The following is a 510-nucleotide window of genomic DNA, read 5'->3' as shown; positions in this document are numbered from 1 at the left end:
GAGTCCCGGATGCGTGGCCGACCCGGTCGAGACGACCAGTCCCGGCCTCATGCGTATCCGCCGATCGTCACGATGCGGTCGCCGATCTCGATGGCGTCGCCCAGTCGCACCGGGACGCGCTGCCCCGCAGGACAGGCGATCCGCTGGCCTGCGCGGACGATCGTCATGCCGTTCGTGGAGTGTCGGTCCATCACCCAGCCGCCCGAGGTCTCGGCCGCCGCCTCGAAGTGCGTCTTCGAGAGCGAGAGCGTCTCGTCGCGCACGGGTACGAGCGTCGCTCCCTCTTCCGGTGCCGGGTTGCGCCCGAACACCGTGCGGCGGGAGACGGAGACACGCGTGCCGTCGTCCCACGTGAAGACGAGCCGGTGTCCCGGAACACTGATCCTGGTGTCCTCGAGGTCGTCCTCTTCGGCGGTGCGCGTGCCGCGATGCTCGCTCCGATGACAGGCCCGACAACGGGGATGAGCGCACCAATAAAGGCGATCAGAGAAAGGAGGGCAGGAGCTGGGC

1 pseudogene is annotated in these 510 nt (G+C 68.8%); it reads right to left on the bottom strand.

Annotation, left to right across the window (positions count from 1 at the left end):
- Positions 1–47: 47 nt before the first annotated feature.
- Positions 48–510: pseudogene (locus KZA10_RS17500) on the bottom strand (FHA domain-containing protein); the annotation flags it as partial.

Source organism: Microbacterium sp. BF1, from assembly GCF_019279095.1.
Classification (GTDB): Bacteria; Actinomycetota; Actinomycetes; order Actinomycetales; family Microbacteriaceae; genus Microbacterium; species Microbacterium maritypicum.
Note: the sequence above shows the minus strand (reverse complement) of the source record. Positions and strands in the feature narration are given on the sequence as shown.